This window comes from Ferrimicrobium acidiphilum DSM 19497, from assembly GCF_000949255.1.
Classification (GTDB): domain Bacteria; phylum Actinomycetota; class Acidimicrobiia; order Acidimicrobiales; family Acidimicrobiaceae; genus Ferrimicrobium; species Ferrimicrobium acidiphilum.
Genome location: NZ_JXUW01000001.1, coordinates 193,651 through 215,816, shown reverse-complemented (window position 1 = coordinate 215,816; position 22,166 = coordinate 193,651). Strand labels below are relative to the sequence as shown.

The 22,166-nt window shown below is 54.8% G+C and carries 18 protein-coding genes; 13 read left to right on the top strand and 5 right to left on the bottom strand.

Annotated elements, in window-relative coordinates; translation table 11 throughout:
* Nucleotides 1-62: 62 nt before the first annotated feature.
* A complete protein-coding gene (locus tag FEAC_RS00950) occupies nucleotides 63-449 on the bottom strand; it encodes a TIGR03618 family F420-dependent PPOX class oxidoreductase (protein WP_035391194.1) in 387 nt (128 codons plus the stop codon).
* A gap of 31 nt (nucleotides 450-480) precedes the next feature.
* Here FEAC_RS00950 and FEAC_RS00945 point away from each other — a divergent pair, with 31 nt between their 5' ends.
* Nucleotides 481-1,314 carry an aminotransferase class IV gene (locus tag FEAC_RS00945; RefSeq protein ID WP_035391164.1) on the top strand — a complete coding sequence of 278 codons (834 nt, stop codon included), beginning with the start codon at nucleotides 481-483 and terminating at the stop codon, nucleotides 1,312-1,314.
* Between the two features lie 29 nt (nucleotides 1,315-1,343).
* A complete protein-coding gene (locus FEAC_RS00940) occupies nucleotides 1,344-2,300 on the top strand; it encodes an XdhC family protein (RefSeq protein WP_035391166.1) in 957 nt (318 codons plus the stop codon).
* 398 nt (nucleotides 2,301-2,698) lie between these two features.
* Here FEAC_RS00940 and FEAC_RS00935 read toward each other — a convergent pair whose 3' ends face one another.
* Nucleotides 2,699-4,276, bottom strand: a complete 1,578-nt coding sequence (locus tag FEAC_RS00935) for a gamma-glutamyltransferase (protein WP_052565085.1) — start codon at nucleotides 4,274-4,276, stop codon at nucleotides 2,699-2,701.
* A gap of 253 nt (nucleotides 4,277-4,529) precedes the next feature.
* On the opposite strand from FEAC_RS00935, the gene ald reads away from it, so the two are divergent.
* From ald to FEAC_RS00920, 3 genes are read left to right on the top strand one after another with little or no spacing between them, the layout of a single operon-like run.
* Entirely contained in the window at nucleotides 4,530-5,585 is a 1,056-nt protein-coding gene (gene ald, locus FEAC_RS00930) for an alanine dehydrogenase (RefSeq protein WP_035391168.1), read from the top strand.
* Between the two features lie 31 nt (nucleotides 5,586-5,616).
* Nucleotides 5,617-6,966, top strand: coding sequence for an NAD(P)/FAD-dependent oxidoreductase (locus FEAC_RS00925; RefSeq protein WP_035391170.1), 1,350 nt, complete (start codon nucleotides 5,617-5,619; stop codon nucleotides 6,964-6,966).
* A 39-nt stretch (nucleotides 6,967-7,005) separates the two neighbouring features.
* Nucleotides 7,006-8,262 (top strand): aspartate aminotransferase family protein, encoded by a 1,257-nt coding sequence (locus FEAC_RS00920; RefSeq protein ID WP_035391172.1) that lies wholly within the window; start codon nucleotides 7,006-7,008, stop codon nucleotides 8,260-8,262.
* 147 nt (nucleotides 8,263-8,409) lie between these two features.
* Here the strand turns inward: FEAC_RS00920 and FEAC_RS00915 are convergent, their stop codons facing one another.
* A complete protein-coding gene (locus tag FEAC_RS00915) occupies nucleotides 8,410-9,843 on the bottom strand; it encodes a gamma-aminobutyraldehyde dehydrogenase (protein WP_035391175.1) in 1,434 nt (477 codons plus the stop codon).
* Between the two features lie 456 nt (nucleotides 9,844-10,299).
* On the opposite strand from FEAC_RS00915, the gene FEAC_RS00910 reads away from it, so the two are divergent.
* The 3 genes from FEAC_RS00910 (at nucleotide 10,300) to mobF (ending at nucleotide 14,686) form a co-directional block, all read left to right on the top strand.
* Nucleotides 10,300-10,788 (top strand): Lrp/AsnC family transcriptional regulator, encoded by a 489-nt coding sequence (locus tag FEAC_RS00910; protein WP_052565101.1) that lies wholly within the window; start codon nucleotides 10,300-10,302, stop codon nucleotides 10,786-10,788.
* 217 nt (nucleotides 10,789-11,005) lie between these two features.
* Nucleotides 11,006-12,367, top strand: coding sequence for an aspartate aminotransferase family protein (locus tag FEAC_RS00905; protein WP_035391177.1), 1,362 nt, complete (start codon nucleotides 11,006-11,008; stop codon nucleotides 12,365-12,367).
* A 141-nt stretch (nucleotides 12,368-12,508) separates the two neighbouring features.
* On the top strand, nucleotides 12,509-14,686 hold the full coding sequence (gene mobF / locus FEAC_RS00900; RefSeq protein WP_152623006.1) for a MobF family relaxase: 2,178 nt from the start codon (nucleotides 12,509-12,511) through the stop codon (nucleotides 14,684-14,686).
* Here the strand turns inward: mobF and FEAC_RS00895 are convergent.
* Nucleotides 14,675-16,021 carry an acyl-CoA carboxylase subunit beta gene (locus tag FEAC_RS00895; RefSeq protein ID WP_052565083.1) on the bottom strand — a complete coding sequence of 449 codons (1,347 nt, stop codon included), beginning with the start codon at nucleotides 16,019-16,021 and terminating at the stop codon, nucleotides 14,675-14,677. The two genes, mobF and FEAC_RS00895, sit on opposite strands and share 12 nt — an antisense overlap.
* Nucleotides 16,014-17,216, bottom strand: a complete 1,203-nt coding sequence (locus FEAC_RS00890; protein ID WP_052565081.1) for an FAD-dependent oxidoreductase — start codon at nucleotides 17,214-17,216, stop codon at nucleotides 16,014-16,016. Before FEAC_RS00890 ends, FEAC_RS00895 begins: the two co-directional genes overlap by 8 nt.
* A 251-nt stretch (nucleotides 17,217-17,467) precedes the next feature.
* Here FEAC_RS00890 and FEAC_RS00885 point away from each other — a divergent pair, with 251 nt between their 5' ends.
* The 5 genes from FEAC_RS00885 (at nucleotide 17,468) to FEAC_RS00865 (ending at nucleotide 21,706) form a co-directional block, all read left to right on the top strand.
* Entirely contained in the window at nucleotides 17,468-18,448 is a 981-nt protein-coding gene (locus FEAC_RS00885) for a lysylphosphatidylglycerol synthase transmembrane domain-containing protein (RefSeq protein ID WP_035391183.1), read from the top strand.
* Nucleotides 18,438-18,815: a hypothetical protein gene (locus FEAC_RS00880; protein ID WP_152623004.1), complete on the top strand. Its 378-nt coding sequence runs from the start codon at nucleotides 18,438-18,440 to the stop codon at nucleotides 18,813-18,815. Before FEAC_RS00885 ends, FEAC_RS00880 begins: the two co-directional genes overlap by 11 nt.
* 440 nt (nucleotides 18,816-19,255) lie before the next feature.
* Nucleotides 19,256-19,729 carry a helix-turn-helix domain-containing protein gene (locus tag FEAC_RS15025; RefSeq protein WP_160290299.1) on the top strand — a complete coding sequence of 158 codons (474 nt, stop codon included), beginning with the start codon at nucleotides 19,256-19,258 and terminating at the stop codon, nucleotides 19,727-19,729.
* A complete protein-coding gene (locus FEAC_RS16215; RefSeq protein ID WP_419195357.1) occupies nucleotides 19,632-20,009 on the top strand; it encodes a transposase in 378 nt (125 codons plus the stop codon). Before FEAC_RS15025 ends, FEAC_RS16215 begins: the two co-directional genes overlap by 98 nt.
* A gap of 680 nt (nucleotides 20,010-20,689) precedes the next feature.
* The gene (locus FEAC_RS00865; RefSeq protein ID WP_156099256.1) at nucleotides 20,690-21,706 is read left to right on the top strand and encodes a WD40/YVTN/BNR-like repeat-containing protein; all 1,017 of its coding nucleotides are present in this window, start codon (nucleotides 20,690-20,692) and stop codon (nucleotides 21,704-21,706) included.
* Nucleotides 21,707-22,166 lie beyond the last annotated feature (460 nt).

Below are 22,166 nucleotides of genomic sequence, written 5' to 3'. Positions count from 1 at the left end.
GGGTTTAGCGTTTTCGAACGATGGCAGAGGGCAGTAGTGACGCACGCCGGGAATGACTTTCACTAGTCGACGGCTCTCGTCCGTGTCGGCTTAATCTTGAGGATGACACGTGAAGATTCGATGGTGCCAGCAAAGGCCCCGCCGGTGTACTTTCTCGCCAGTTGTTCGAGGTGTTCATTAGCTAGATCGCCAGTGATGGTGTCGTGAACGATGCCGCGTACCTCCACGTAACGATAAGGGTTATCGCGATCCCAAACGAGAACAGTGACGACGGGATTATGCGAGATGTTACGAAATTTGGCTCGAGCGACCTCGGTGTTAATGAGCAGGTGTTCGTGGTCACAATCGATCCACATTACCGATGACTGTGGAACTCCTTGCGGAGTTAGTGTCGTGAGGGTGGCAAAGTTCTGGCCATGGACGAGGGCTTCAAGAGTCTGATCGAGCATACTACTAGGATAACTGCGGGAGGTTGTTGCCATGACTATGGTGTGGATAGACGGATACCTTCAGGAGGCTGACAACACCGGTGTTCCTGTTTTCGATCATGGCCTTGTGTGTGGCGATGGTGCCTTCGAGACACTTGTGGTTGTAGAAGGCGTAGCCTTTGCGGTGAGAAGACATTTAGATCGTCTTTGTCGTACCGCACGGGGCATGGGACTCCCGGAGCCAGATGTGGAGGCTCTACGCAAAGGGATTGGAGAGCTGATCGTTCGGAACCGGGTTGACACCGCAAAAATACGTATTACCTATACCGCAGGAAATTCAGGTCTCGGATCAGGTCGTTCGAGGGTAGTTGAACCGAGGGCGATCATCGCGACTGAGGAGATTGCACTTGAGCCTGCGACGACGGCACTCGCATTGGCGCCATGGCCCCGTAACGAACGTGGAGTGCTTGCTGGATTGAAGACGACCTCGTATGCAGAGAACGTGATTGCATTGGCCTGGGCGATAGAACAAGGCGCAGACGAAGTGCTGTTCGCGAATACGGTTGGGAACCTCTGCGAAGGATCAGGATCGAATATCTTTCTGGTCCGCGACGGGATAATTGTTACGCCACCGTTGAGTGCTGGTTGCTTGGCAGGGGTCACCCGCGATCTGGTACTGGAGGGCGTTGGGGCCACTGAAGAGGATGTCTCATCTGCCTCGTTGTTCGATTCATCGGTTAGCGAGGTTTTTGTGACCTCCACTCTCAGAATGGTCCAAGGTGTGTCTCGGATTGATCAACGGACGTTTGACAACTCGCCGGGCCCGGTAACCATGAAGGTGCAACAGTACTTCGCGCAGTTGATGCGCGAACGTGCAGATCCATAGATATTTTTCGAAGGCAAAGGTGGCAGGTAGTGAACTTTGAAGAGCTGAGTTTGTTGATCGAACAGCAGTTAGACCCAAGTTCGATGGTGGCGCGTCTGTTTGAGTTGAACGGCTTTGGTGGCGGAGATCGGAGTAATGACCTCATGGTCGTGGCCGGTAGGCAGCGTTATGGTTCAGTGCTCTCCCCGTCACTCGGGTCGAGGCTTATCGCCGAAGGTATGACCGAGGAGCCCAACACCCTCTCACTCGATATCGGTGACCGTGAGGCTGTAGCGAGTGGACTTGCCTGTGGGGGGTCGGTTCGAGTCATGGTGCATCCATGGGCGTGGCTGCCTGACATCAGGCCGCATGTCGGGGCGCGACGGCCGTTCGCTCTAGTGACCGCGCTGGATGCGCAGTCACGCCCCATTGGAATCCAGGTGGCGACTATCGATCTTCCGGGTGATGGCCCTGGAACTCAACAGGCAGCTGAACTACTGGCGCGTGGAAGGGCGGGGGTGTCGGTGCTTGCTTCGGAGCAACTGACGCTTCATATTCACTGCTTCATCCCAAGTTCGCGGTTGGTCGTCATTGGCGGAGGTGTTCTCGCCAAGGCACTTCAGATCCAAGGGGATCTCCTCGGGATAGAGGTAACTCAATTGGGGCAGGGAGAGAAGCCTCCGTTGGTTGGCCGAAGCGATGGAGTGGTCGTACTCGATCACGATCATGATCACGTGACTCCGGTGCTTCACCATATTTTGCAGGATACCGAGGTCTCCTATGTCGGATCCTTGGGCTCCAGGGGGACACAGGAGGAGAGACGGCGACGTTTGCTGGAGTGCAACTGCGTAGAGCATCTCGGGAGAGTGTATGGGCCAGCTGGCTTAGATATAGGGTCTCGCAGTACAGCGGAGACGTCTGTGGCGATTATAGCTGAGATGATTAGCGTGCTGCGTGGTAGATCTGCGGCAAGTTTGCGCGCAGTCCAGGGCCCAATCAACGGTTAACTACGTCATTCTTTATGTCTAGGCGCGTGTATCAACACCATTGCAGCGTGAACAAGAAGTTCTCAGTGCGTGGTCCCAAGTCCAGCGAATTGATGATCTAGGGATAGGTGAATGGTCGCCACTACGGGCCGAAGCCGGCATTGCGATACTGACAAGTTGAAACGCAAGAGTGAAGACCCTCTGTTGTCTGTAGTGTGGACACACCGCCAACGCAGACGTGAATGCGGTTAGGAATATAATCCTGGTCTTCCTGAACATGCGGTCGAGGTGCGTGGATGGAGGTAACGCGCTGGATCTAGTCAACCACAGCACAGCGACTCGATGGCGCACCAACTACCCAAATGTCGTATGAGTGGCCAAGGCAGCTCTACTCTCTATAGCGGAGTTGATCTCATCGCTTAAAAGCCAGCGGTACCAGCCGCCTCTGATCTTGGATCTGAGGCGATCATCCAATTGTTGAATCTTCGGAGTGTGAGATGGGCAACACCTGCGTCCGGCGCGAAAGCTGGGGTTGACTGCACTGGTCCAAATCTTTTTTCGAGCGCATCTATAACCGGCTTTGGCAGGTGCCCCTCACAGGTGAGGATTGGTAGCTGATCGCTGTCGTAGGTATCAAAGCCCGAGAGTTCACTAGTGGTGGGCGAAGAAAATGCAAAGCGTGGCTGAACCAGCGCATCGTTCGGGTCGGCCCCATCGCGTAGTGCTGCAGTGATGACCTGAGCGAGGATGCTGGGTTGGCGATCCGCCCCCATGGTTCCCGCTAGCAGTGCGAGATGACCATCGGGGGTCTGAGCGACGACTGGTGCGAGTGTATGCCTAGGGCGACTACGCGGCTTGAGTTCGTTGGCATCCCCGGCTATGAGATTGAAGCCTACAGCGCCACGGTCATGGATGAAGATGTTGGTATCTGGTGTCGCAAGTCGCGATCCAAATGCATGGCCGTTCGATTGTACCAGCACGATGCCCAGTCCGTTGGCATCAACTGCGGTGATTGCGGTTGTATCTGGTCCAGTTGCGACAGTACGAGTGAGGGGCGTGGCGGGAGAGATTGTGTTGGCCAAGACCGTCGACAGCTCGACTTTATCGTGGTGATACCCGCGCATCCATCCCGTGGTGCGAAAGGCATTGATAAGGTCCGCATACCAGTGAACGTCTCCAACCTCAGTCGGTACCCCGTCGAGTGCGGCTAACGCTCCGAGAGTCAGGAAGCCTGCACTTGGAGCTGGGTTGGTTGCAAGGATATGACCAAAAATAGTCGCCTTGAGCGGCGTTGTGAACCTCGCGATTGGCTCAGCGAGGTCATCTGGACGGAAGACACCTTCGCTCAACTTCATCAGTTCGGCTCCGAACTCTCCGGCATAGAACCCCTCTCGACCGAGTTTTGATATCGCCAATAGCGTTCGAGCTATGCCAGGGCGCCGCACCATTGGAAAAGAGCTAGACGTTGGATTGAGAAAGTTAGCGAGTTCGACTCCAGAGGCGAGATTGCGTATCTGTTCGAAGTTGCGCCGCAGACGATTTGAGGCTGGGAATCCGTTGCTAGCGTAGCCTATGGCCGCTTCGAGGACTTGATCTAGACGGAGTTTACCGAACTTGTGGTGAAGTGCTAGCCATCCGTCGACCGCGCCTGGTACGGTAAGAGCATGAAGGCTAGACCGCGGAATTGAGCTATGGCCATCAGCTCGCAAACTTTCGGCTGAAGCTCCAGTGCCAGACGAGCCAATTGCCTGCAGTGATTGGACCTCCGCAGAACCTCGTGAGGATGGTGGAGAGTAAACGAGTGCTACCAGGTCGCCCCCCAGACCGCATTGGTCGGGGGCAGTCACCGCGAGGACGGCATTCGCCGCGATAGCTGCGTCAATGGCGGATCCGCCACGACGTAGCAGATCTACTGCCGCCTGTGAGGCCAAGGGGTCTATCGAGGATATTGCTGCATTGGGGAAGAGCTGACTGAAAGATGGTGAGAAGTATGACACTTGCCCCAAGAATAGCCTTCAGTGGCTGGTTTTGCGTCGTTTATGCTGACTGTTTGCTTACGCCATGAGGATTCCGTCATTTTATGACATTTAGCTTTTGAATCAATTGAATTGACCTGTATTTCTTATTGATTCGCTTGCACCCTATCTCTGAATGCTCTAGCATAGTTGTGGGTCAAATTGCTCATGAGTTGTCCCGTTACGATTTCTGGCGTCGGGTTTGTCTGTCGCTACGAGTGATTGAGGAGTAAGTATGGTTCAGTCGATCGGCCTTCCTAAGGAGATCAAAGATGGGGAGCGGAGGGTCGCGCTCGATCCCTCTGCTGTGAAGTCCTGTGTTCAGGCCGGATTTGATGTCTTTGTAGAGACAAATGCAGGTGTTGGTGCGGGGTTTTCGAACGCCGACTACGAAGGTGTGGGAGCCAAGATCGCTGCCAATGCCAAAGAGACCTGGGCGGCTGACCTGGTTGTAAAGGTCAAGGAGCCCCAGGAATCCGAATGGGGTTTCTTTCGTAGGGATCTCACGCTTTTTGCATACCTTCATCTTGCGGCAGAGCCCGCGCTGGCTAAAGCCCTTGTTGATAGCGGCATCGATGCCTTCGCCTATGAGACTCTTGAAGAGAAGGGCGGCCTTCCTCTGCTTGCACCAATGAGTGAAGTTGCCGGGCGCACCGCTGCTATCGTAGGCGCCCACTATCTCGCTGCTGGGTCAGGAGTACTTCTCGGAGGGTCAGCTGGCGTACCACCAGCGCGCGTTGTGGTTATAGGGATGGGCGTCGCAGGCACGATGGCTGCTCGTGGGGCTCGCGGTATGGACGCCGAGGTTACTGGTGTCGACATCGACCTCCATAGGCTCTACATGGCCCATCAGGAGGGTACAGTGACGGCAACGCTCGCAAGCTCCGAGCACGCAATCAGCGAGGCTGTGCGAGATGCAGATCTCGTCGTTGGTGCTGCTCTCGTTACCGGTGCCAAGGCACCTAAGTTGGTGCTACGCGACCATGTCGCAAGTATGAAGCCAGGTTCGGTGATCGTTGACTTGGCAATCGACCAGGGTGGTTGCATCGAAACGTCGCGACCGACTTCGCACTCGGAGCCAATATACGAGGAGCTGGGAGTCATTCACTACTGCGTGACCAATGTACCGGGTCAATATCCGAAGACAGCGTCACGTGCGCTGTCGGCGGCGGTCGTCCCGAAGCTCGTTCGACTCGCACGAGATCCCGAAGATCCTATGTTGACCGGCTCGCTAAACATCTCTAAGGGTGAGATCGTTCATCCGGTTGTAGCCCAAGCCATCGGTCGATAGCCGAGCTTATTTAGTGATTGAGCGATAGCCCGTGTCGGTCCTTCCGAGTTTCTGGTTGCACCAGATTGACGAGATAAAGCCACGGGCTTCGCTCCGGTCATCAATCGAAGTCGATGTTGCGATCGTTGGTGGTGGTCTTACTGGTTTGTGGACTGCGCGCTACCTCGCTCGACTCGACCCTAGCCTTCGCGTTGCGGTTTTCGAGCGTTCTTATGTTGGTTTTGGTGCTTCAGGTCGCAATGGTGGTTGGGTATCTAGCCTTTTCCCGGTGTCATTCTCGAGGGTTGAACGCGAGTATGGTTCCGTTCTAGCAGGCGAACTGAAGAGTTCCCTTGAGGCTACGGTTGATGAAGTCGGCAGCCAGGTGGAGCAGCTCGGTATACGGTGTGACTTCACTAAGGCCGGGACGGTCTTGCTTGCCAGAGACCATGCGCAGTGGCGACGGCTGCAAGCAGATGTACCGCTGAGTTCAACTCTATTCGATGCACGCGGTGTTGAGCGTTTCCTGCGCGCGAACGGTGTGATTGGAGGAGCTCATGAGCCACAGTGCGCGACAGTACAGCCCGCCAAGTTAGTTCGTGGACTCGCTGACCGTCTAGACGAGATGGGAGTCAGGATTTACGAAAACACCGATGTCGTGAGTTTTGGGGATCATGCGTTGGTGGCAAATTCGCATACGGTCAAGGCTCGCTCGATCGTGGTTGCGACCGAATCTTATACCGCTCAGTTTGCGAAGTGGCATCGGTTGGTATTGCCGCTCTACTCGATGATGATCGTGACGGCTCCACTTAACGATGCGCAGTACGCATCTATTGGGAGTCCTAAAATTGGTCTGAGTTTCGCCGATGAGAGAAATCTGGTCGTATATGGTCAGATCACCGCTGATCGTAGGATTGCCTTCGGGGGACGAGGTGCTCCCTATGGTTACGGTTCAACGATCACGCCTGCTCCTGAACGTGGGAGAGACATGCGCCAGCGGCTTGAGCGTAGCGTTCGCGAATTGTTGCCCGGCCTCGACGGCGTAGAGTTCACCCATTTTTGGGGAGGAACCCTCGGGGTCACGCGAGATTGGTTTCCACGTATCGATGTGAACGAGGAATCTGGACTTATAAAGGTGTATGGTTATGCAGGCGATGGAGTAGCCTTGACTAACCTCATCGGACGGTTGATAGCACAGCGTTTGCTGACCCCACAACTCCTGCCATCGGTTAGCAAAATCTTCGACCGTCCGCCGCGTTCTTGGGAACCTGAGCCTCTACGCTACCTAGGTATCAATGCAGGACTCGCTATGACGCAAGTTGTAGACAGCTTGGAGCAGCGAGGCATACCTACGTCGATTCTTGACTCGTTGAGGCGTACTTTGATTGGCCAAAAGGGATAAGGTCAGTGTTTTGAGGGAAGTAATGGAAAAGGAGAGAGAATGGCACATTTAGCACCGGTTTGGTCGAAGCTCACACCACTCACTGTCGTCCGTGGTGAGGGAGCTTTGGTTTTCGACACTGAAGGCACGAGCTATCTTGATGCGACGTCGGGGATAGCGGTAACCTCAACGGGCCACAGCCACCCCAAAGTGGCGCAAGCTATTGCAGAACAGGCACAGAAGTTCATTCATGCACAAGTCAACATCTATACATATCATCGCCTTCAGGAGTTGGCTGATCGGCTCGAGGCTATTACACCAGAAGGCATCGACACCTTTTTCTTCAGTAACTCGGGAGCTGAGGCTACAGAGGCGGCCGTCAAGCTGGCACGCCAATATACGAAACGCACGAATCTCATTGTCTTCCAGGGCAGTTTCCATGGTCGCACCGCTCAGGCCATGGCAATGACTACATCTCGAACGGGCTATCGTGCCGGTTATCAGCCTTTGCCTGCTGGAGTATTCGTCTCGCTGTTCCCTGGTTTCCCTCGAGCCGGAGGAGCGGATGGGGCTAGTGTCGATGAAGCGATCGACTACCTTGACTACCTGCTGGCGGCGCAAACCGCGCCTAACGAGACCGCGGCGATGGTAATCGAACCGGTCTTGGGTGAGGGTGGCTATCTGCCTGCGCCGGCGGAGTTCCTCCAGGCTATACGCGAGCGCTGCACGAAGCATGGCATCTTGTTTGTTGCAGATGAGGTGCAAACTGGTTTCGGTAGAACAGGGCGCATGTTTGCAGTTGAGCATTCAAATATCACCCCGGATATCATCGTGATGGCCAAGGGTATCGCCTCTGGTTTCCCGTTTTCGGGCATTGGATCCTCTTTGGAGATAATGAAGGAATGGACAGTTGGTAGCCATGGTGGAACCTATGGTGCCAATCCAATCGGCGTCGCCGCCGCTATTGCAACTATAGATGTCATCAAAGAGGAGGGCTTGGTCGAGAATGCGGCTGCACGCGGAGCGCAGCTCAGTGAGGGCTTGCGGAAGATAGCGGAGTCGCACAAGGAGATTGGGAAGATCCGTTCACTCGGCCTGATGGTCGGTGTGGAGATCGTGGACCCGGTCACGGGTTCACCTGACCCTAGCCGGACCAGTGCCATCTTGAAGGATCTATTTAATACGCATCGAATTATTGCGATGAATGCAGGGACCTTTGGCAATATCATTCGTTGGATGCCACCCCTAATCATCTCCGAGAGGCAGATCGCCACTATCCTTGAGGGCTTTGAGGCTTCGGTGAAGGCCACGACGTAGTCCTGACCGTTTGAGTCGGTGTGGTTGGAATACTGTAGAGTCGGATAGCTTGCTAACATAATGGCCCCGGGATTAAAGCCCCGGGGCCATTATGTTTTAGTCTTGAGCTTCATCTCCAGCAGACGGAATCTGGCGTAGTGTTAACCCTCAGTCATTGCCAATGAAACTCATCACATGCTTGATGCGAGTGTAGTCTTCAAAGCCATACATAGACAGGTCTTTGCCGTAGCCGGAGTGCTTAAAGCCACCATGGGGCATCTCTCCAATGATCGGAATGTGTGTGTTGATCCAGACTGCACCGAAGTCGAGACTTCGAGAGACTCGCATGGCAGTACCGTGATCACGGGTCCAGATGCTTGAGGCCAAACCATATTCAACGTCGTTGGCGAGTCGAATTGCCTCCTCCTCGGTGTCGAAGGTTTGCACGGTGATGATCGGTCCAAAGATCTCGTTTTGGATGATCTCATCCTCTTGCTTTAGATTGTCAACGACGGTAGCTGGGAAGAAGTATCCATTGCGGTCTAGGTCGACACCGCCTGCAGTGATCTTTGCATGATCGGGGAGACGGCTAACCAGACCGAGAATCCGGTCGTACTGGTTGACATTATTGAGTGGCCCGAAGTAAGCGTCGTCTTCGCTTGGTGATCCGACTTTGGTCTCGCCAGCGACTCTAGAAAGCGCCTCCACGAAGGCATCGTGGGCTCCTCGCTGGACCAGTACGCGGGCTGCTGCGGTGCAATCTTGACCGGCGTTAAAGTATCCCGCTCCGGCGATTCCCTCTGCTGCTCGCGTGATATTGGCATCGTCGAAGACGATCACCGGCGCGTTGCCGCCAAGTTCGAGATGAACCCGCTTGACGTCGGCTGCAGCAGCTGTAGCTACTTCTCGGCCAGCACGTAGAGATCCAGTGATCGCGACGAGTTGCGGTGTTTTGTGGCTTACGAGTAGTCGCCCAGTGTCTCGGTCGCCAAGGACCACGTTGAATACACCTGCAGGAAATATCTCACCTATGAGGCGCGCAAGAACCGTCGAACTCGCTGGAGTCGTGTCGGATGGTTTTAGCACTAGCGTGTTCCCGGCGGCGAGCGCTGGGCCTATCTTCCAGATGGCCATCATCATTGGATAGTTCCATGGTGTTACGGCGGCACAGACGCCGATCGGTTCCCGGCGTATATACGACGTGTGATCGGCCATATACTCGCCGGCGCTCTTGCCTTCGAGATTGCGAGCAGCAGCGGCGAAGAATCTGATTTGATCTGCCATAGGTGGGATCTCTTCGCTCAGAGTGAGTGCGACAGGCTTGCCGGTGTTGGTTGTCTCGACTTCGACCAGCTCATCTGCGTGCTTTTCTATGGCATCTGCAAGGCGGAATAGCATAAGGCTGCGTTCTGATGGAGTCGTGTTCCTCCAGCTTTCAAATGCTTTTGCTGCACTTTTGAAAGCGAGATCGATGTCTGCCTCCCTCGAGGCGGGGGAGGTCGCGTACACTTCCCCAGTCGATGGATTGATGATCTTCAGCGTCTCGTCCGCTTGCGCCTCGACGAAGTCGCCCCCTATGTAGTTCTGAAACTGGTCGCTCATAGACTATCCTCCTTCTTATATAGCCGTCGTTTTGCGGCTGGCTAATACCTAGTGGCTTTCAGACGGTCATTCAACCTGTCACCGCCTGCCTCATCAACCATGGGATGAGAGGCTAGCCCGATCCCTACCCTACACCATCTAGGCTCAATTGAAGGGTATTACGAAGGAAATCGCAGATTTTTGCTAGAATTATTGCGTATTCGGTTGACTAGAGCCGAAATTCGATTAAGAATAGTCGTACGCATTGGCTTCATTAAGGTTTGTGGTGGTGGATATGGTATACATCGTTGTATCTGCTCTAGGGCCAGAACATGCGGTTATCGGGTATATGGAGTTGTGGCGGTAACGAGTCGCTAGCGTCGTACTGTCGAGGTAGATGAGAGGGGTCTAGCTTTGGCTAATCATGAGGATGCCGCAAAGATTGGGCACAACTTTCCATTGATCAGAGGTCAGGGACTGCCATCGAATCGGTATCAAAGCTCTCCCATTGTGCCGCCCTTGAGTCTTGATGCAACATCGAAGCGACTGATCGAATTACTGCAGGAGGATGGTCGTGCCTCCTACGCTGCACTTGCCAAGGTGGTCGGGCTCTCGGAGGCTGCGGTTCGTCAGCGAGTGCAACGGTTGATAGACAGCGGCGTGATGCAGATTGTGGCTGTGACGGATCCGACTCGAGTGGGCTTTATGCGCCAGGCGATGGTTGGGCTCAAGGTCACCGGAAATCTATCCTCTGTAGCCCAACAGTGCGCGAGGTTGCCCGAGGTTGACTACGTCGTCATTACTGCTGGCAGATACGATTTGCTCCTGGAGGTGGTTTGTGAGGATGATGAACACCTCTTGGAGTTGATGAGCGATCGAATTCGAATACTAGAAGGTGTTGTATCGGCTGAAGTCAATGTCTACCTCAGGCTGGAGAAACAGACCTATAGCTGGGGGACTCGCTAGCTAGAGAGGAGACGGTCGTTGGATGTTGATCGACTGACGGGCTTCTGCTAGCGTGGGTTGCCAAGCGGTCTGACGCTTCTGACTCAAAAGCAAGCCCGGAAGATGTGGCACGACACGTGCCCGGAAGATGTGGCACGACACGTGCCCGGAAGATGTGGCACGACACGTGCCCGGAAGATGTGGCACGACACGTGCCCAGAGAAGGAGACAAGAGGGAATGAATACAGAAGAGCTTTCAGATTCAGCGCGCAGACATTTGTGGATGCATTTCACTCGTATGTCGTCGTATGCTGATCACGAAGTACCGGTGATGGTCCGAGGTCAGGGTCCTTATGTCTATGACAGTCGAGGCAAACGCTATCTCGATGGCTTGGCCGGACTGTTTGTGGTTCAGGTTGGTCACGGGCGTACTGAGCTGGCAGAGGCGGCAGCAAAGCAGGCCAGTGAGCTCGCTTACTTCCCATTGTGGAGCTACGCCCATCAACCCGCGGTCGAGCTGGCCGATAGATTAGCGGCTATTGCGCCTGGTGATATCAATCGAGTCTTCTTTACCACTGGTGGATCAGAGGCGGTAGAGTCTGCTTGGAAGTTAGCGCGCCAGTACTTTAAACTCATAGGCAAACCAGAGAAGACAAAGGTAATATCCCGAAACCTCTCTTACCACGGCACAACGTTTGGTGCTCTGTCTCTGACTGGGCTGCCAGGGATCAAGACTCCGTTTGAACCGTTGGTGCCAGGGGCAATCAAGGTCCAAAACACCAATCACTATCGTTGTGTGGACTGTGCAATGCTAGACCAGTGCAATCTGGCGTGCGCCGATGATATCGAACAGAGAATTGAATTCGAGGGCCCGGAGACGATTGCTGCTGTCTATCTGGAGCCAGTTCAAAATGCCGGTGGGTGTTTCACCCCAGCACCCGGGTACTTCCAGCGTGTACGCGAGATATGTGACAAGTACGATATTTTGCTGGTATCGGATGAGGTGATTACTGCTTTTGGTCGTCTTGGGTACTGGTTTGGAGCACAGAAGTACGGTTATCAGCCAGACATCATCACGTGCGCAAAGGGAATGACCTCTGGATACTCGCCTATTGGGGCGATGCTCGCTTCCGATCGTCTCATGGAACCGTTCTTGAAGGAGCAGAACAGCTTCCTGCATGGGATTACCTTTGCTGGCCACCCGGTCAGTGCAGCTGTTGCACTTGCAAACCTCGACATTTTCGAACGCGATCAACTCCTCGAACATGTTCGTGGCAAGGAGGGCGAGTTCCGAGCCAAGCTAGAGACTCTTGCTGACTTAGACATTGTTGGCGAGATTCGCGGAACTGGTTTCTTCTACGGTATCGAGTTGGTGAAGGACAAGAGCACGCGAGAGACCTTCAGCGATGATGAGTCCGAGCGTTTGCTCAGAGGGATTCTCACGCCGAAGCTTTTCGAGCTAGGTCTCATTTGTCGCGCCGATGATCGTGGAGATCCAGTTGTCCAGCTCTCACCGCCGCTTGTATGCGAGTCGGAGCAGTTCGATGAGATGGTAGCGATTCTTCGGGAGGCGTTTGAGGCAGCCCAGTCGGCGCTATAGTAGAACTCAACGTGCTCCTCACCTAAAGAAGGAGCAGGCTGTGCAATAGCATCAAAACGCACGCGGCCTTAACCGCCTGCTCTTTGAGGCTGTTTTCTTGGTGTTCCCACCCTCAACGGCGTTAGACCTACGGGGGTGGGAGTGCGACTTTTTAAGATCCGGGGTTCGCTGGGATACTATGCCCAGCAAGAACTAAGTGATGAGATCGGCATCATGCGGCGTCTTGACTTCAGTGGTTCTGAAGACCGCGATCGGACTGAGGTTGTCGGGCTTGGGGATGCTATTGATGCCGCGGAGGGCGTGCGCAACCCCATAAAGGCGTTGGACTTCACGATTGCAGCTCCGAAAGCAGTATCGGTTCTCTGGGCGCTCGCGTCCGATGCCGAGCGCGACCAGATCGAGGGCGTTCATCATGTCGCAGTTGCTCGCACCTTCAGATTGATGGTTGAACTCGACTCAGCGAAGTGTAGTCGGGGGGTGCTGGCTCCGATCGAGAATCTGGCTGCCTTCGATATTGGTCACCGTCTCTCAAGAGCTGGTGATCCGCATCTGCATTCGCATCTGGTTGTGATCAACAGCGCAATGGCGGGGGATCGGACCGTTGCGCTCGATCACGAGAGATGGGCCCGCGGGCTACCCGTCTATGAGCTATGCTATCGATCCGAGTTAGCACATCTGCTCCATTCGCTAGGCGTAGAGTTGACCGGTATTGGCCTTGAATCTTGGCAGATAAAGGGTCAACCGGAGAGTCTGTTGACCGTGTTTTCCAAACGTCGCCATGACGTAGTAGCGACAGTTGAGGGATCACGTTCCTCGCGTTCACGTCAATTGGCGGTCCTGGCTACTCGGCAGCCGAAGGTTTTGTACTCACAAGCAGAGCTGCGTGCGCGATGGGAGTCGGAGGCTCGTCTTGGTGCGGATAGAGCTCCTCTTGCGGTGCCTGCCAGGGGTGGTAGCCGCGCGGTGGCCAAAGTTAGGGTTAACGATCCATTGCTCAATGAGTTCGCGAGAGCTATCGAGCAGGGAGCATCAGGAATCCAAGCAGTAACTGAGGTGGCATTAGTTCGCGCCTTCGGAGAGGAGCACGCATTTCGGCTCCTTAGCCATGGCAAGACGGGGTTCGCAGGGAAGCATATCGGGCTCGATGGCACGCTCTGTCAGTCATATAGATCGCTTTCGGTGTCCGAGCGGTTGCTGTTGATGGAAACGCCGATGAGCAATCTCAAAGTGGTGCATACCTCCAGGGAGCTGGTTTCAATGGTGCAGGCGTTCGAGCAGGCAGGCGTACATGCCGGAGACCGTGTTGCGGTAGCGACCAGAACGCCTCAGGAAGCGGCGTTGATTGTCGGCTTTGGCAACTACAGACCTTCCTCGATGGGCCCAACGCTGATTGTCGATGCAAATGCTATGTCTGCTTCTGAATTGCATGAACTCGTCAGGCGAGGACCGACCCTGGTGCGTAGTCCCGGCGAACCTGTGACTAGCACCACTTCGACGACTGTGCTTGGACTCGAAGGTGCTGCGAGTGAGGCGCTGGTCGTAGCTGAGAGTGCTGGCGTACTTTGGAATCTGTTTGTTGCCGACTGTACCAGATGGGTAGAGTCTGAATGTGAAGAACGGGTGTTTTTTAGCACCCCATCTGCCGGCCTCACCGCCAAGTTGAGGAGAGAGGTGGCTATCAGATCTCCCGATTCGGTGGTTGGCCACTTGGGTTCAAAACCGTTATTCCGCGGGGAGCGCGTGGTATTGGCTGATGGTAGCGATGGACGCATCATCAAGCTAGACGGTGACTGTGCTGAGATCCGAGTGGGTGAAAGCACCGAGATCTGTAGAACTGGCGAGATCAGATTCATGGGCTTTGGCATGCATGCACCCGGTTGCAAAGCGGTGACCTATGGCGCCTCAGCTCCCGAAGATGGCTTGGTAGAGCGTGCGTATCTCTGCCAGCCTGAGCTTAGCGATCTAACTCAAAGCCTGGAACTTATCAAAGATCAAAATGGAGTCTCTTGGATTCAGGACACCGCCGTCGCCTCGATCTCGCAAGCCCGCCTTAGAGAACTTGTTCGCACAAATGGCAGGTTCATAGGTGAGGAGCTCTACCGTCTACGCTCAGTCACCAATACCTTGAGTGGTGTCTATGACCGCGCCGAGGAGTTTGGCTTCGATTCGCGTCGTGGGAGAGATCGAATCATGGATGAGCGCTTGGCGATGCAGCAAGGTAGGAGTGTCAGAGGACGTGGGAACGCCTATTCAAACCTGGGCCATCTGAGTTGGGAACAGAGGCCATCCAGTGAGTCGGAGTTAACGCTAGAGCGGTGAGTTTGCATGCTTCGCATTGCGAAGACGTTCCTTTTTGGTGGCGAGTAGATCGAAGGCGCGAACGAGATGAGCCCTTGTTTTACTCGGCTCAATGACGTTGTCGACAAAGCCACGTTCGGCGGCAATCCATGGGGTTAGATACTCATCTTCGTACTTCTGTTGATGCCGAAGCCTCTCTTCAGCTGGTGCTCGCCGATAGATGATCTCTACTGCTCCCTGCGCCCCCATTACTGCGATTTCAGCGGATGGCCATGCGAAGGTTATGTCGTTGCCGATCCCCTTGGAGTCCATGACTATGTAGGCGCCACCATAGGCTTTGCGTGTGATCAGACAGATTCGCGGTACGTTGCAGGCAGCGTATGAGAAGGCGAGCTCGGCTCCGTGTCGAATCATCCCTCGCCACTCTACGTCCTTGCCGGGCAGGAAGCCGGGAGTATCTACGAGTGTTACGATTGGGATGTTGAACGAGTCGCAGAAGCGAACGAAACGGGCGCCTTTTTGAGCTGCTGGAATGTCGAGCGTGCCGGCCATTATTTTGGGTTGATTGGCGATGACGCCAATGGTACGTCCTTCTAGTCGCGCCAATCCAGTGACGAGTTGGTTTGCCCACGAGGATCGAAGCTCATAGAATGAATCAGCATCCATAATCCCTTTTACCAGGTCGCGTACATCGTAGGCTGCAGTGGGCTGCTCGGGAATGACGGAGTCGAGATCGATATCGATGGGATCTACGGGCTCAATCCTGACTGGCAATTCGTTAGTCGAATCAGGCAGATAACTCAAGAAGCTGAGGATCGACTCCTCGATGCCACGCCGGTCGCTGGCGACGTCGAAGGCTACGCCGGAGCGATTGAGTAGAACCGATGCCCCACCGAGATCCTGGTTTGTTACCGATATGCCGGTAAATTCGGCTACCGATTGCGGTCCGCTGAGGAAGGCGAATGCATCTGGTGCCATAACCACGTAGTCGGCGATCCCTAAGAGGAGGGCGGGGCCGGATACGGCTGGACCAGTCAGTCCTAGCAGGATAGGGACTTGGCCGGAGCAGTGCGCAAGGGCACGGGCTGCGATGCCCCAACCATGAAGAGCGGCAACACCGTCTTGGATTTTCGCCCCTGATGTGGAGAGTTCGCAGACGATGGGTACCCCGCTGCTCGCGGCGGTCGAGGCCGCGTGGGCAATCCTCTCCCCGTCGCGTTCGGAGAGAGCGCCGCGTCGCGTGCTAGCCCGAGAGGATATCCACATGATTCGCCGATCCCCAACACTTCTAAACTCAGATCGGGTAGAACCGGTCGATGAAGCCCTTAGCTCAAGGTGAGGGTTTGTTCTAGCCATCGATCGTTAGCTCCTTCGCTGATCTCTTTGTGGTGCGTATGACGCGCTCGGCAGCCTTGCGCCCCGACTCAATGGCGCCATTCATGGATGGGGATACTAGGTAGTCGCCCGCCAGGAGGACACGTTGACCTATCTCGGCCACCGTTCGCGTGCTTCGGGGGAGGGCATCTTTGACAACGCCGAGCTCTATGAACTCTAGGTTCTCTGGCTCACAATTCACCGCGAGTGCTAGCGCAGTGCGTAGCTCATCTGGAGTAGCAGTTGGATCACATGAAGCGGTGATGAGGTGACGCTCAGGATCGTGGTTGACGTAGCTAGCCGAGATGTCACTCACAGGTGCAACGGTGTAGATCGGACTACCCAGTGAAGTTAGGAGCACGGCAGGAACTCCGAAAAGACGCCGTCGGCTGAGCGCGTGAATATAGCCGATGGATCGCATCGGAGGAAGGTGTAGACCAAGCAAGGCTTCTAGCGCTGGTGGTGCGACTGCAAGAATTATCCAGTCCGCCTGGACGCTACTCCCGTCTTCCAGGGTTAACTGGCCGGTTGCAACGGAGACTGCTCTGTGTAGGTAATGGATGTGACTTGACAACCGCTCTGCTACGATGGCTGGCAGTTGGGCCATACCTCCTGTTGGTAGACTCGCATACCCGTTGAGAAGGCGTTTAAGGATAAACCGCGCGAAATCCGCCGGTCCAGTGAGCTCGGGATCAGCGGTAACTCCTCGGAATAGAGGTGCGAAAACGGTGTCTTGAAGCGGTTGAGGTAGTAGAGCTCCAAGGTCTTTGATGGTCGGTTGTGTTGTATTCAGGTAGCGCCCTGCTGACCTCCAGTCAGGCATTCGCAGCAGCGTGGACAGTGTGCGCAACGTCTGGCGTTTGGTTCCAGGGATGCGACGCGGATCGGAGAGCAGAAGTGGATCGCCAGTCTCGTGAAGATAGACACCTGGGTATAGGCGATTTAGTGGAAGCTCGGAGACGGCGGTAAGGCGGCGGAGTTCAGGGTAATCCTCCAGAACTATCTGAAATCCCTGGTCGAGCGTGAGCCCGTCGACATGTTTGGTGGCGACTCTACCTCCTGGCTTTTCCAAAGCCTCATATATCTCAAAGTCGATGTGGTTGATAGCGAGGTAGTGGGCAGCAGCTAGGCCAGCCATTCCCGCACCAACAATTGCGACTGCTGGAGATTCCGTCACTCGCCTCCCTCTCTTCATCGATTGCAAAACCTGCGAACTAGACAAGCTCATATTAGAGCTTGGGTGCACACGTCATCATTCACGCTAATGTCGGTCGTGCTCTCGGACGTCCCGTTGGAGGACTGCGCTGGGGTATCGGTCAAAGCATGCTCGGTCTGACATAGGGGTCGCGGCTCCTAGTCTGCATGAGTAAAAAGATGTTTCACTTGAGTAGGTAGTGCGACGAAGCGCTCTGAAGGGCTTGCAGCACCTTGGCTAAGAAAATCCCAACCCGGCGATTGCTCCAGTTCGGCATCGGCATTGTAGCGCTCGGCGTCGCTGCTGCCGTGATCTATAGCGAGCGTGGTCAACTTAGTGGCACCACCAGAGTGCTTTCCACGGCGAGTGTCGGGTTAGTTGTCTTAGGATTTGGCCTCGAGGTACTTTCGGACATCTCCTACTCGTTGATGACCTATTATCTTTTGCCAACCGACTTGGGTCGACTAACACGACGTTGGTTCTTTGGTGCCTCGTTAGCAGCGATCGCAATGAACGACTCAATTCCGTTGGGCGCCGGTTTTTCGGTCGCATATCTCTACCGAAAGTTACGCGGCAGAGGCTGTAGCGTCCTTCAAGCAACAGCGGGGTTGCTTGCTGGAAATTTGTTAGCTATTGTTGTGCTCTTAGTCCTGCTCGGCTTCGTCCTGGTAGAACACACGCAAGCCACGTCCGTGCTCAGCAACCTTGACGTCGTCATTCTCTTCGTTTTGCTTCTGTTAGCGGCAGCTGCCATCGTCCGCATGGATCGAGTTCTAGTGGTAGCCCTTGGGCTAGCAGTGCACCTTCGTCGGTTATTTCACCTTAAGCAAGGGTCTAATGAGGCTAACCTCGAAACAGCAGCGCAGCTCCGATTTTCAGCTCGTTCGCTGTTGCAAGCTTCACTTGGTGCCCTCGGGAACTGGCTTTTTGATCTTGCTACGCTAGTGCTGAGCCTGACGGCAGTACATGCACATGTTGGTCTCGTCGGAGTGACCTCTGCGTATATGCTCGGTGCGCTGGCGGCGAATCTTCCAATTACTCCCGGAGGGCTCGGCGTTGTAGAAGGATCCATCACTGTCGCTCTGATCGCTTTTGGTGGGGCACCTTCTTCTATGTTTGCAGCGGTGTTACTCTATCGAGTTGTTAGCTATTGGGTGTGGATTCCCATCGGCTGGATCAGCTATTTTCTATTGGGAGGCTTGCATGAGAGGTAGAGGACGGCATCGGTGGGTCGTCGCGCTGTTACTATGTGCGATGCTGCTGACCTCGTGTGGTGGTGCCCGATCGGTGTCGGGTACCTCGGCAGCTAACTGTGTGAATGCCCTGCAACGTGCCATCACTACAGCACCACATGATGACAGCTTCCGTGGCCTGGCACAGGTCAATGCCCTTGGATTGGCTCGATTGGGCTTTGGCACCGTAGCGCCTGGTCAATATTGCGTGGTCATGTTCTTGAACCTCCATCTGTCGAGTCCTAAACGGTTCGTCCTCGACCTGTACGGCTATACCGAGCGTCCTGTCCATTTGGTTGGTCATGTGCGGCACACTCGTAAAACCCCCAAGTTGCTTGATCTTGCCTGAGTCGCCGGTCAAACGCATCATTCGGTGGGCTGGATGTCGTCTGGGTTGCACGAGAGTCGAGTAAGTGGTTTGAGACGATACGGATGCGCTGGCCAGCTCCTTGGCAATTATTTCGTGGATGAAATTGGACGGAGATCATCGGAAGCAAGCCTGCCGGTCCGGGCTGCGGCTCCTCGGACCTCTGGGTGGGTGAGTCTCGTCGGGGTGATGGCTCGGGTGGGTAGAGAGCTTATGATTTGTTGTTTGCCCTCAGCTGGCGGATTCATGAAGGTCGTTGGAGGATTGGAGGTAACCAGATGGAGCTAGGGTGTCGGCAGTTCCCTAGATGGCTGCCGTCAACTTTTGACCAAACCGGAGCGCAAAGCCCCGTCTGTAAGGGCTGGATAGAGCGACCTCGATTACATCCCAAAGTCAAGTCTGTCAGACTCTCAACCAATACTATGAGCATTCGCGAGCGACTTTATCCACAAGAACAGGAGTTATCCGTTCTCGTGCGTCACTGCTCCGATGCTCGCTATGTCTGGAATCTAGCACTTGAACAACGCAACTCATGGAGACGCCGACGATCACTACCCATTCCCAAGATGCTAGAACTCGCCAAAGTTCGCAAGCTAACTTGGCTCAAAGAAGGCTCGTCCACAATTCAACAGCAAGCTCTGCGTGACTTGGACCGTGCCTTTTGGAACTGGTGGAAACGACCAGACCATTTCGGGCACCCCATTTGGCGTAGAGCCGGTATCAATGAAGGCTTTGTAATACGGGATCTGTCTATTCGACGGCTCAACCGCAAGTGGGGTCAGGTGTTCATCCCTAAGTGTGGGTGGGTTAAGTTCCGCGTCACCCGTGAGTGGCGTGATATTCAAACAGCGTCGTCCGCACGAGTCACCAAAGATCGCGCCGGACGATGGTGTTAGCTTCACCCGTCCAGGTCCACAGATTGAACGCGAGCCTACCGGCGAGATAGTCGGCCTGGACATGGGTGTCACTCATACGGTGGCTACGTCCAAGGGCAAGTTTCTCGATATGAAACTACTCACCAACCGAGAGCGCCAACCTAAGAGGCGACTACAACGCAAACTAGCTAGACAGACCAAAGGCTCCAACCGTCGTAATGCTACAAGGCTAACTATAGCCAAGTTATCAGCAAAAGAAACCGATCGACGCAAAGACTGGATCGAGTGGACCACGACCTGATTGCCCTAGAGGATTTGGGGGTCAAGAACATGATCCGTTCGGCCAAAGGCACAGTTGAGAACCCAGGCAAGAACGTTGCTCAGAAGTCCGGACTCAACAGGTCTATCCTCGAACAGGGCTGGGGTATGTTCCACAGACGGCTCACTGACAAAGCTATCAATGCCATAACCCCAATGCCATAACCCCAGTAGAAATCATCGCCATCAACCCCGCATACACGAGCCTACGTTGTTCTAAGTGTGATCTAAGGACGTGGAGGGACATCGCACGCTAACAAGCACCCAGACCCAGTGAAGCGTCAACCAGCCGAAGCTGCGTGAGCAGCCCAGGAAGCCCCGTCCTTAAGGGTGGGGAGGATGTCACTACCTGTTGGAGTCGAGGCCATGGAATCCGGCCACGGTTGTGAGCGTGCGCCTAGACTTTGCTCTGTGAAGGTGCTGGCTCATTTCGCCCTGGCTAGCTTAGGATTTAGGGCGATACTGGTCGTGATGTGTACATTGACCATGACTGCCTGCGGCGCTGCGTCAATCCAAGTCAATTCCAGCTCTCGATCTGAGGCTACCCCCAAGAGCGTACGATCCCTCTCTGCTAGTGTCAGCGGAACACGTACAGTTGGCATCGCCAAGGGTTTCGACGCAAGCAAAGTTCTTACCACTGCTACGGGTTCTGAAGTAGTGGTCGTGGGAAGTGTGCGTTGTGGGACCGCTTCCTGTACAGCGATTGCCACCAGGTCGTTGGGACCGACGTCGGCATCGGGGTCGTGGAGCAGCGTTACCTTGCACGGCTTAGGATTCAAAAGATCTCGCGGTATAACGGTGATCTCGGATTATCGGTTCGCGAATCGACGAGATGGTTTCGCGCTCTTTACTAGGTATGGCCACACCTTGATCACTAGCAGGCTTTACCTTACTACTAATGGCGGTACTCACTGGCGCGCCGTTGAGCTTGCCCACCGGCAATTTATCGACGCTGCCTTCACGACTCATTCGTTAGTAGGTTTGGCCGGTAAGTGCTCGGCTCATGGCGGAGCACAAGCATGTACCAGTTATGAGTTGATGCGTCTACCGCTCGTGACCGGACGTCCTCAGGTGAATCCGTTGCTCACCCCAAACCTTCCCTACCCGTTCTTAGAGCAGCCCTCGCTCGCGGCACAAGGTTCTACCGTAGTAGTGGTCACCAACCCAACCGGTCCACGAACTGCTTACCCACTCATGTTCGAGAGTCAAGGTGGAGTGCCACCGTTTGTCAAATCGGTTAGAAAATCGCTGGTAGCTGTGACTGCTTGTGGGCTCGCGATTCGGCGACCGGCGATCTGGGCTATGTGCCCTGGAGGGATGAACATTAGCGAACTCCACGCCCCCAGCCTGACCGGTCGATTTACGCAGTTCTGGGATCCGTCGGGAACTATCGGCGATGCCTTCGCTCCGGTAAATGCGGTGGACGCCTATCGTATTGTGGTAAACCCCAGAGAGAATGGATCCACCTTGCAGCTCACGACAGACGCCGGCGCTCACTTCCATACGGTGGCCGCGATCACGTCTCCGGAGTTTTCGCTTGGGGCAACCTCAATCTCATTTGTCTCGTTGCGAACTGGGTTCCTTGCGACGGAACAATTTGTGAAAGGTCACTTCCACCCGTTGCTCTGGAGAACCACGGACGGAGGTACAACGTGGACAAGAGTCTTTCCACCGGCTTGATGGCGATGGGTATAAACGATCGTTAACTATCACACCCGGTAGCGGATACCACTGTGTTTAGAATCGTTGCAGATACTTGCCAAGGGTGGAGACGGGCCAATTTGGCCTCCTCGAAGGACTCTATCAGGCATCTTCGGTGAAGTTGGGCAACCTCAGGAGGTTGGTTCAGCGAGTCTCCCGACTTGAAGCGTAGAGCGATGTTTGGCTGATTGCCTGCAGATTGGTCTCATTTTCCACTGTGTTGGGCCGTCTTTCCTGCCTCCTTGCCACTGGTGTTCGGCTTGATCCACATGCGCTCTCTAGGAGTCCAGGCTTTTGTATCTTTAGAACTTTGAGGCACCTGTGGGGGGATGGCCGAGTGATTTGTATCCGTTTGGTTGGCTTGAAACCTGAGCGAGGACTAGCCATCGTCTCCTTCCGTGAGTTCAGCACTATCACGGAGATGCACACAACCTCTTCT

What these genes read in the sequence shown, in the direction of transcription:
- FEAC_RS00915 (WP_035391175.1), bottom strand. Translation starts at nt 9,843, where the DNA reads ATGAGCGACCAGTTTCAGAACTACATAGGGGGCGACTTCGTCGAGGCG.
- FEAC_RS00905 (WP_035391177.1), top strand. Translation starts at nt 11,006, where the DNA reads ATGAATACAGAAGAGCTTTCAGATTCAGCGCGCAGACATTTGTGGATG.
- ald (WP_035391168.1), top strand. Translation starts at nt 4,530, where the DNA reads ATGGTTCAGTCGATCGGCCTTCCTAAGGAGATCAAAGATGGGGAGCGG.
- FEAC_RS00895 (WP_052565083.1), bottom strand. Translation starts at nt 16,021, where the DNA reads ATGGCTAGAACAAACCCTCACCTTGAGCTAAGGGCTTCATCGACCGGT.
- FEAC_RS00950 (WP_035391194.1), bottom strand. Translation starts at nt 449, where the DNA reads ATGCTCGATCAGACTCTTGAAGCCCTCGTCCATGGCCAGAACTTTGCC.
- FEAC_RS15025 (WP_160290299.1), top strand. Translation starts at nt 19,256, where the DNA reads ATGAGCATTCGCGAGCGACTTTATCCACAAGAACAGGAGTTATCCGTT.
- FEAC_RS00880 (WP_152623004.1), top strand. Translation starts at nt 18,438, where the DNA reads ATGAGAGGTAGAGGACGGCATCGGTGGGTCGTCGCGCTGTTACTATGT.
- FEAC_RS00945 (WP_035391164.1), top strand. Translation starts at nt 481, where the DNA reads ATGACTATGGTGTGGATAGACGGATACCTTCAGGAGGCTGACAACACC.
- FEAC_RS00920 (WP_035391172.1), top strand. Translation starts at nt 7,006, where the DNA reads ATGGCACATTTAGCACCGGTTTGGTCGAAGCTCACACCACTCACTGTC.